This window comes from Pseudoalteromonas sp. Z9A6, from assembly GCF_011378805.1.
Classification (GTDB): Bacteria; Pseudomonadota; Gammaproteobacteria; order Enterobacterales; family Alteromonadaceae; genus Pseudoalteromonas; species Pseudoalteromonas distincta.
This window is the reverse complement of record NZ_WTKZ01000093.1, coordinates 1-9,145: the sequence shown is the minus strand read 5'-3', so window position 1 is coordinate 9,145 and position 9,145 is coordinate 1. Positions and strand designations below refer to the sequence as shown.

Annotated in this window: 10 protein-coding genes; 4 read left to right on the top strand and 6 right to left on the bottom strand. The window is 36.4% G+C overall.

The annotated features are described in order from the left end of the window. Window positions 1-168: 168 nt before the first annotated feature. The 3 genes from GQR53_RS22815 (at window position 169) to GQR53_RS19770 (ending at window position 4,621) form a co-directional block, all read left to right on the top strand. On the top strand, window positions 169-2,490 hold the full coding sequence (locus tag GQR53_RS22815) for a Tn3 family transposase (protein ID WP_346774404.1): 2,322 nt from the start codon (window positions 169-171) through the stop codon (window positions 2,488-2,490). Between the two features lie 120 nt (window positions 2,491-2,610). Further along, window positions 2,611-4,032 carry a site-specific integrase gene (locus GQR53_RS19775; RefSeq protein WP_165745002.1) on the top strand — a complete coding sequence of 474 codons (1,422 nt, stop codon included), beginning with the start codon at window positions 2,611-2,613 and terminating at the stop codon, window positions 4,030-4,032. After that, on the top strand, window positions 4,019-4,621 hold the full coding sequence (locus GQR53_RS19770; RefSeq protein WP_165745001.1) for a Tn3 family transposase: 603 nt from the start codon (window positions 4,019-4,021) through the stop codon (window positions 4,619-4,621). Before GQR53_RS19775 ends, GQR53_RS19770 begins: the two co-directional genes overlap by 14 nt. 169 nt (window positions 4,622-4,790) lie before the next feature. Here the strand turns inward: GQR53_RS19770 and GQR53_RS19765 are convergent, their stop codons facing one another. The 6 genes from GQR53_RS19765 to merR form a co-directional block, all read right to left on the bottom strand. Next, complete coding sequence (locus tag GQR53_RS19765) at window positions 4,791-5,228, bottom strand: MerR family transcriptional regulator (protein WP_008110853.1); 438 nt, start codon at window positions 5,226-5,228, stop codon at window positions 4,791-4,793. Between the two features lie 113 nt (window positions 5,229-5,341). Continuing rightward, on the bottom strand, window positions 5,342-6,781 hold the full coding sequence (merA, locus tag GQR53_RS19760; protein ID WP_024603994.1) for a mercury(II) reductase: 1,440 nt from the start codon (window positions 6,779-6,781) through the stop codon (window positions 5,342-5,344). A gap of 20 nt (window positions 6,782-6,801) precedes the next feature. Then, on the bottom strand, window positions 6,802-7,221 hold the full coding sequence (merC, locus tag GQR53_RS19755) for an organomercurial transporter MerC (protein WP_008467331.1): 420 nt from the start codon (window positions 7,219-7,221) through the stop codon (window positions 6,802-6,804). Then, the gene (gene merP / locus GQR53_RS19750) at window positions 7,221-7,505 is read right to left on the bottom strand and encodes a mercury resistance system periplasmic binding protein MerP (protein ID WP_008110847.1); all 285 of its coding nucleotides are present in this window, start codon (window positions 7,503-7,505) and stop codon (window positions 7,221-7,223) included. Before merP ends, merC begins: the two co-directional genes overlap by 1 nt. 46 nt (window positions 7,506-7,551) lie before the next feature. Beyond that, on the bottom strand, window positions 7,552-7,899 hold the full coding sequence (locus GQR53_RS19745) for a mercuric transporter MerT family protein (RefSeq protein WP_008467333.1): 348 nt from the start codon (window positions 7,897-7,899) through the stop codon (window positions 7,552-7,554). A 190-nt stretch (window positions 7,900-8,089) separates the two neighbouring features. Beyond that, window positions 8,090-8,542: an Hg(II)-responsive transcriptional regulator gene (gene merR, locus GQR53_RS19740; protein ID WP_008110844.1), complete on the bottom strand. Its 453-nt coding sequence runs from the start codon at window positions 8,540-8,542 to the stop codon at window positions 8,090-8,092. A 269-nt stretch (window positions 8,543-8,811) separates the two neighbouring features. Here merR and GQR53_RS19735 point away from each other — a divergent pair. After that, window positions 8,812-9,145: recombinase family protein (locus GQR53_RS19735; RefSeq protein WP_165745000.1), on the top strand; the 334-nt coding region annotated here is incomplete at its 3' end.

Here is a 9,145-nt window from a genome sequence, read left to right as displayed (position 1 = left end):
TAGATAATCAGAACATCGATGCTAGGTGTGGTTCGCTAGACGCTTACAAAAGTTTACCACTTTAGTCGCTTAAATCGGCTTTATGGTAATGTTAAGCAGTTGACTGGTAAACATTAACCTCATTGATTAAGGTATGCTGATTAAAAATAACAAGAAAGGCTTACCACTATTTCTTCATCAAACACCAAGCGTATACAAATTCTCAGCGAATCAGAAATCAACGAACTCTATGCCTTACCCAATTTTAACCGTAAAGATCGTGATGATTATTTTTCGTTAGATAGTGAAACTCAAAGGCTCGTCAACGAATTAAGACGTATTGAAACCAGAGTGTATTTTATCTTACTGCTTGGTTACTTTAGGTCACGGCCAATAGTATTTAATTTCTCATTTACTCAAGTCAGTAATGATTTAGATTATGTAAGATCCAAGTATTTCAGCGATAAAGATATGTCTCTTGAGGATTTATCACCAACAACAAAAACTAAGCTGATTAATAAGTTATTAAAATATACAGGGTTTACAGCATACCAAAGCAAGTTAGATAAAGAGCCGCTATTAAAAAGGCTTAACGATGTTGTAAAAATCAACCTTGAACCAAGGTATGTTTTTGATGAATGTATTGCTTATTTTGGTCAAAACAGAATAGCGCTAGCTGGTTATACAACGCTGCAAGACACTATTTCTACGGTATTATCAAATGAGCGTAACCGAATTGAAATGGTGCTGCTTGATAGTTTGTCTTCAGGTACCAGAAAAACATTACTTAAATTACTTGAGTCAAATAATACCTTTACTGACTTAGCCAAGTTAAAGAAAATGGCTAAGGACTTTTCAACGAGCCAAATCACCCAAGAGCTGAAGACGCATAAAATTATACGCTCGCTTTATCCAGAAATTAAGTCACTGATTGCTGAACTGGAGCTATCACCTAAAAATCTTGAATACTATGCTTCACTGGTAAAGCACAAGTCCGTTTATAAGCTTAGAAGACACGCAGATAGCCAAACTATTTTATATCTCGTTTGTTACTTGTTCTTCAGGTACCGAGAGACTAACGACAATCTTGTTGCTGCATTTATTTACTTGGTAAGGAAGTTAACCGAATCAGCTAAAGGCTATGCAAAGCAGCGTATTGTTGAAGATGTAGCCATTGTAAGAACCAAATTAAAATCCGCTGGTAGTTTATTAAAGTACTTCATCGATACCGATATGGACGATGATTTAAGCTTTGGTGATGTACGTAAAAAAGCCTTTGAATTGATCCCTGCTGACAGTATTAAACTGTTAAGTGATCACTTAGATAATAACGACTTTGATGGCCGTCAGTACGAATGGCAATTTATTGATAAACAATCCAGTAAAATTAAAAAACTTATCCGCTCATTATTTATGTCTATCGATATTGAGTTCATTCATTTAAAGGATGAACTCCATGAGCAGTATGTTATGGCACATTCTGAACTTAGTGAATTAAAGGCTATCCAAACCATTAACATCGATGTGGTACCTAAACATGACCGAGAGTATTTAGAGGGAGAAAATACCAAATTAATTGCTAATCGATTTGAGTATTTCCTTTATCGTAAAGCCGAACAATTATTTCACAGTAATAGCTTAACGGTGAAAGAAAGCGTTAATAACCGTAGTTTAACGTCAGATCTTATACAACCTAAAGAATGGCAGCAAAAAGAGACAATCATTGAAAACACTGGCCTTGATAAGCTGGCAACACCGATTAACCAAACACTCGCAGATAAGAGCCAACAATTAGAAGTTAAGCTGAAGGAAGCAAGCGAGCATATCTTTAGTGGTGATAATAAGTATGTTGAGTTTATTCCTGGCAAAGCCGAACTCAAGTGGTCAATTCCTAACAGCCGTTGGCAACAAACAATTGAAAACCCGCTCTACAATCAAATTCAACACATGGGTATCGTTGAACTCATGTTGTTTGTTGATCAAAAGACAGGTTACTTAAATTCATTTACACACATATCAGCAACTAAAGAAAAATCACCAGTAAATAAAGAAGATCTGATCGCCTGTATATTGGCAAACGGCACCAATTACGGCCTATATAAAATGGCGAATATCTCTGACCGTTCAATGGGTAAATTACGCAGTGTAGATGATAGTTATGTCAGATATGAAACACTCAAAACGTCTAATGATCAGGTTTCTAATGCTATAGCCACGTTGCCAATATTTGCCTATTACCATGTGGACGATAATCAGTTGTTTTCAAGCATTGATGGTCAAAAATTTGAGTGTCGCATAAATACGTTTAAGGCTCGGTATTCGTCTAAGTACTTCTCCAAAGGTAAAGGTGTTTCAGCATTAACATTGGTTTCTAATCATGTTCCGGTGAGTACGCAAGTCATTGGCGCTAACGAATATGAAGGTCACTTTGCTTTTGACTTACTCTATAACAACTCTTCAGATATACAGCCTAATACCTTATCGACCGATACGCATGTACTGTATATATAACTGCAATATTCTACAGATGTAAATATACTAAAATACGGACATATTTTCCTGTAAAAACATTCTTATTGAGTTACTTTAGATTTCTATAAATCATTATTCATAATCTAAATAGATATCGAAATGTCTAAAGCTAAATTTGAAGTTATAACTCACTTAAAATTATTTGAGCCTACTAGTTACTGTGTTGATGGTGAAATAATTTCTAATACATGTCCAAAAACTAAAGAAAAATATAAGTATCAAATTCAGCAAAATGATGACTTTCATTTAGATCATTACAATCATTTTCCTATGATACTTAATTCAGACGGAAGCCTTTGGGAGCAGGCTAATTTATTTTTGCTGGATAGTTTAAAATCGGTTAAACGTGTTTCTCCAAAAACATTAGAATCTAAATCTGTTGATTTAGTTATGTTTAAAAGATGGTTAGATACTGAAGAAGTTGACTATTTATCCGTCCCTAAACGAATAATGGCAAGACCAACCTATCGATTCTGTGCCTACCTTCATGAGTTAATAAGAAATGGGGAAATAAAACCTAGTACAGCTAAACGCAGAATGGGAACAGTACAAACATTCTACCGATGGCTTAAAACCTGTGCAGGAGTAACATTTGATTATCCATTGTGGAGAGAGAAAGAAGTTTTTATTAACTTTAAAGATCATAAAGGCTTTTCACTCAGTAAAAAACAAATATCCACGGATTTATCTTTTAAACAAACGAACAATAACTCTGATTATGAAGAGTACATACAAGACGGTGGAAAACTAAGGCCTCTTGCTACAAACGAGCAATACCAGTTAATCGAGGCATTAAGAAACATTGGCAATTCAGAAATGACTTTGTCATTTATGCTTGCCTTAACAACCGGTGCCAGGCTTCAAACAGTTTTCACATTAAGATATTGCCATTTTGAGGCTAAGATACCTGATACCTTAGAAGTCGTGAAAATAAATACTGGAAACGGTACCTTAATTGATACAAAGTATGGAAAAAATATTGTTCTACATATACCTGCGTGGCTATATAGGCGTATTCAGTTATATCTTGGTTCAAAGCGTGCCAAAACAAGAAATCAATTATCTAAGCTAGTTTATGAATCTGATAACCATCAATATGCATTTTTAACTAAAGGCGGACGACCTTATTATATGGCAAACTCAGATCCATTCTTAACCCTTTATCGTCATCCTCCTCGAGGAATATCTGTAAACGCATTTATACGACAGCAACTTATACCTGAGCTCACTAGCAAAGGCCACATATTTAGCATTAGATTTCATGATCTCAGAGCCACTTTTGGTATGAACTTGCTAGAAGATAAAATTAAATCTTCTAATAATATTTCAGGGAAAAAGTTATTGAGTGGTGATGCTTTATGGTCAGCCCTAATGATCGTTCAAAAAAGACTAGGTCATTCAAGTATTGCTACAACTGAGCGGTATCTGACCTTTAGAAAAGACTTTTCTATTGCACTTACTGTTCAATCTGATTTTGAAAAGCACCTTATGCAAATAGGTGATAATTATGAAGGAAAATAATACTCGATGGACAGAACGAAAAACTATTGTATATGAACTTGAAAATATCCCACTTAATTTTGATGACAATATTTATCCATTTGATTATTCACAGTTACAAATAAAAGTACCTTGGCAAGTCAAATACGTAGATGTCGGTTCCTGGTGCTATACAAAGAGAATGTCAGCATTGCATGAGTACGACCGTTTAATTAAATCTATTTATGTTTTGGAGTATGTTGATAATTCAACGTTGCGTCATTACGTCCAGCAAGCCTTGAACAGAGGTGAAGCATACCATCAGTTAAAACGTGCTATTACTTCAGTTAATGGCAATAAATTTCGAGGGGGGAATGATTACCAAGTATCACAATGGAACGATTGTGCTCGACTCATTTCAAATTGCATTATTTATTATAATTCCGCGTTACTATCGGCATTTTTACAAATCCAAGAGAGGAACGGTAGGCAAGATGTGGTTGATGTTATTTCTCGGCTTTCACCTGTTGCTTGGCAACACATTAATCTAAATGGGGAATATGCCTTTAATAAAGACCGCAAAGAAATCGACTTAGCTGGTTTACTTAGTGATGTAAAATCAATAAGTTAAAGAATGCCATCTGTTTGTATTTCTAATTCAAAAGGTACTGCGCATCAAAGTGCCATTAAAAATTGGAGGTGTTGATATTCTATATGCTTGATATATACAAGCTAACATTGATAGAAAACAGATAAGCTAACAAGTTTTTAGTCGAGCCATGAACTGTTCTATAATTGTTCTAATTGCAAAACTCTTCAATTTGGTTTGTTACTAGATTTAAAAATACTTTTCTATGCTCGATTTTAGTAAGTAGCAGCTTTTGGATGTCTTCAGGAACTTTTCTTTCTCCTGCATCTATTGCCATTAGTAATGGCTTGATATCAACTACAAGAAGACCTGCCGCCCTTGCTGCTCGAATGAACTTTAATCTCTTTAATGCACATAAGCCGTAAAGTGAATGGCCTGACTTAGTTTTTTCTTCGCAGTGTACTAAGTTCTCAAGAACATAATTTCTTACCGTATGGACAGATGTTTGTGCAGCTAGTGCCAGTTGAGAAATACTCAAAGGAAAATCCAACGCATCATCATCACTACTAATGAACTTATTGATGTCAGGTATCTCTGTCAAAAAACTGACTTCACCAACAGGAATGTTTTCAACCTTAGATTTAATCATGATTTAGCATGCTTCCAATTTGTGTTGTTAATGGAATGCCTTAAGATATCTTGATTACATTCAATCAATTGGCACTCCATTAACATTTCTGTAAGTACATTACCGTTAAATGATTACCCTGCGCAGCAAGATAGCTCTTTAACGTCTTTGCTAAAGGTTTGAGCGCATAACTTCAATCCTTCAACCATCGTCAAATACGGAAATAGTTGACCTGCCAATTCTTCGACTGTCATTTTATTATGAATAGCAAGAGCCGCACTTTGAATCAGTTCTCCGCCTTCATGGGCTAAAATTTGTGCGCCTATCAGTTTTCCCGTGGATTCTTCAGCTACCAACTTGATAAAACCATCCGTTTCAAAATTTGCTAAAGCTCTTGGTACGTTTTCCATATCAAGTACACGACTTATCGTATTTATTCCTACCGCTGAAGCTTGTACTTCGGTTAGACCTACCGTAGCAACTTGTGGGTCGGTGAATATAACAGCAGGCATGGTAGATAAGTCGAGTTGCGCATTTCCACCTGTCATATTAATTCCAGCCCTACTTCCGGCAGCAGCAGCAACATAAACAAATTGTGGCATATTGGAGCAATCTCCAGCGGCATAAATGTTAGCTGTTGATGTTTCCATCATACTATTAACACCAATGGCACCACTTTTATCTGTTTCAACACCAACATTTTCTAAACCAAGCTTTCCAGTATTTGCATGGCGACCCGTAGAGATAAGCAATTTTTCAGCGATTAATGTTCCTTCGTTAGTTTCCAATGAAAAACCATTGCTATCATAAGAAACATGACTTGCTTGCGTATTATTAAGTACCCTAATACCTTCTTTTTCAAAGCACTCTGCCAGTTTTTCACCTAATAACGGATCTTCAGCATATAAAAGGGTATGTCTGGCTAGAATTGTCACACGGCTACCTAAACGGGCATAAGCTTGCGCAATTTCCAGAGCAACAACGGAGGAGCCGATGACAACTAGACTACTCGGTAACTCTTCTGCAAATAAGGCTTCTGTTGATGTCCAATAAGGTGTATCAACTAAACCCTTAATTGGCGGAATGCTTGGTGTAGAGCCTGTTGCAATTAAAATGCGATCTGCAACCAGCTCTTCTTCACTACCATCAGACTTGTGAACTAGCAAGGTATTTTGATTTTTAAAACGTGCATAACCTTTAAGTAAAGATAGCGCGGGATTACTCTCTAAAATACGTTGATATTTAGCATCGCGTAGTTCTTCGACGCGAGCGTTTTGCTGATGTGCTAATAAGGAGCGGCTAAGTTGTGGCTGAATATTTTCTAAACCATCAAACGGGTTAGTACGTTGCTGATGCGCTAATTGCGCAGCACGGATCAATATTTTTGAAGGAACACAGCCGACATTTACACAGCAACCTCCGATTACATCGGCTCCTTCAATGATAGTAACTCTTGCTCCGCCTTCTGCTGCTTTAATCGCACTGGCAAAGGCCCCTGAACCACTACCAATAATGGCTACATGTAATTGTTCTGGCTGGATGTCATTTGACGAGCAACAACTATTCGTTGACATATTTTATTCCTCTTAAAAAGTTAAGCGGTACAAGTTTCATCATCACAGCGTTTATTCGCAGGAGAAACCATGTCCCAAATTGATACAGCAACCATTAGTCCTAGCCCCGTATAAGTAACGTATGAACTCCACCCGTACTGGAACCAAGGGTATAAAGAGAGTAAAACCAAAATGGGGCCAATTGAACCGATAAAACTACGGTGCCATTGACGATGGCTAAACCAGCCTAAGATATTCATTGCCAGCGCTAATACTGCAAACAGTGGTAACAACGTATTGATAAATACCCCTTCCCACTGACTAAGAAATCCCATCCCAATTGCCGCACCAAGACTAGCTATCGCGGGAAAACACATGGCGCATCCCATTGCCGAAACAAGTGCACCTATAGAGCCTGCTTTATCTCCGATACGCGTAACTAGTTCTAAGGGGCTAAACATTACTTATTTTCACTTTTTAAATTTGAAGGGTAGCCAGCGTTGGTAGTCGCTGCAATTAATGCATTGATGTTGGTTTTAGTGTCATCAAAAGAAACAACAGCTAGCTTAGGCTTGTAGGTAACTTTCGCATTTTCAACGCCATCAACATTTTCTAATGACTTTTTAACTGTGATTGGACATGTCGCACAGTTCATCGTTGGCACTTCCAGTGTAACTGTTTTTACTTCAGCAAAAGCACCAAAACTAGAAAGTGAAAGCAGTGCGGTTAATAATAATTTTTTCATAATTAGCTCCAAATTTTAAAATGTTATAAATTTCTTGATCTGTATATTAAGCAAACAAAAGTATCCAATAATTACTGGTCACTAAAATTGTCGCAACTATAACGCTCAGCCAGAAAATTACTTTTCGTTGTTGCTGTTTCTTAGGAATTGCACAGGCCGTTCCCGGCTCACACTCTTCTACAGGACGGTAAATTTTCCAACCTGAGTAACCAAACAACAACACTACAAATGCGATAAATAATGGCCTATAGGGTTCAAATGCAGTTAAATTACCAATCCATGAGCCACTTACCCCAAGTAATAACAGGAGCAAAGGACCTACACAGCATACGCCTGCGCCTAATGCTGCTATGATGCCTCCTATCATTGGAAGGTTTGATTCTTTTTGATTCATATAGATACCTCATTAAGTGATAATGCAAGTGTATTGCATGTACCTAAGTACGGAGTCAAGGGTGATTTATAAAAAATTTATCTTTGATAATCTGCTACGACAGATACGGGGAATAAGCTAACTTGAATTAAGGCGCAGAAGTAAAATTGGATATGCTGTTTTAGTGGGAAATGGTAGTTAAGTGAATCATTTACTTCGGTTGCAACGAATCAATTATTGGGCAGTGGCTATCGTCATCATTATTTTGGCATTGTCCTAAATGTTCTTCCAAAGCGTGTTCTAATAACAACAAGTCAGCCATCTTTTTTTGTACTGCGATCAGTTTTTTATTAGCTAATTCTTGTACTTTACTACATGGACTATCGTTTAACGCAAGTAACCCTTCAATCTCATTTAGCGTAAAACCTAATTCTTGAGAACGCTTGATAAAATGTATTCTATTTACCGTTTCTTTCGGGTAATGTCTATAGCCCTGCATAGGCTTTGGTGGTTGTTTAATTAAGCCTTTGCGTTCATAAAAGCGAATTGTTTCGACATTTACACTCAGTTCTTTAGCCAACATACTTATGGTTCGTTTAGACACGTTATCAATTACCTTACTGACTTTTTGTTTACTTACTTTATATCTAATTAAAGTGACCATCAATGAATACCAGTTTAAACATCGCTAATTGATTTTGTTTTTTCTTCTATTAAATAAGTAAAGTTACCGTTGTTACAACAATATTAAACCACAACAATGTATGGTTTATCCTTTTTCATTATCAAAGTCCAAATTAGTGTTATTACATGCAGTTCTACATGAGTACACCCTAAAGATACTGTTAATATATCACAGGCAATTACGTAATGACACCACTTAAATAAACCTATATGATATGACACCATCTAAATAGACCTAATTAGGCAAAAATGTTCATAAGAGCATATTTACGAGCATCAACTTCTGAGCAAGATGCAAATAGAGCAAAAAGCTCATTAAAAAAATTCGTTTCTGGCTTCAGCAAACGAATTGCTTCTTTTTATATAGAAAATAAATCTGGTAATTCTTTAGATAGACCAGAGCTAATTCGTTTATTGGATGAATCAGAGTCCGGTGATGTTTTGTTAGTTGAATCAATCGATCGTTTAACAAGGCTAAGCCCTGATGATTGGAAAACTCTTGTAGCCTCAATAAATGAAAAAGGAATTAGTGTTGTTAGTTTAGATCTACCAACCAGTCATTTAACATTTGGCAGTTTTCCAA

What these genes read in the sequence shown, in the direction of transcription:
- GQR53_RS19775 (WP_165745002.1), top strand. Translation starts at nt 2,611, where the DNA reads ATGTCTAAAGCTAAATTTGAAGTTATAACTCACTTAAAATTATTTGAG.
- GQR53_RS19770 (WP_165745001.1), top strand. Translation starts at nt 4,019, where the DNA reads ATGAAGGAAAATAATACTCGATGGACAGAACGAAAAACTATTGTATAT.
- GQR53_RS19765 (WP_008110853.1), bottom strand. Translation starts at nt 5,228, where the DNA reads ATGATTAAATCTAAGGTTGAAAACATTCCTGTTGGTGAAGTCAGTTTT.
- merA (WP_024603994.1), bottom strand. Translation starts at nt 6,781, where the DNA reads ATGTCAACGAATAGTTGTTGCTCGTCAAATGACATCCAGCCAGAACAA.
- merC (WP_008467331.1), bottom strand. Translation starts at nt 7,221, where the DNA reads ATGTTTAGCCCCTTAGAACTAGTTACGCGTATCGGAGATAAAGCAGGC.
- merP (WP_008110847.1), bottom strand. Translation starts at nt 7,505, where the DNA reads ATGAAAAAATTATTATTAACCGCACTGCTTTCACTTTCTAGTTTTGGT.
- GQR53_RS19745 (WP_008467333.1), bottom strand. Translation starts at nt 7,899, where the DNA reads ATGAATCAAAAAGAATCAAACCTTCCAATGATAGGAGGCATCATAGCA.
- merR (WP_008110844.1), bottom strand. Translation starts at nt 8,542, where the DNA reads ATGGTCACTTTAATTAGATATAAAGTAAGTAAACAAAAAGTCAGTAAG.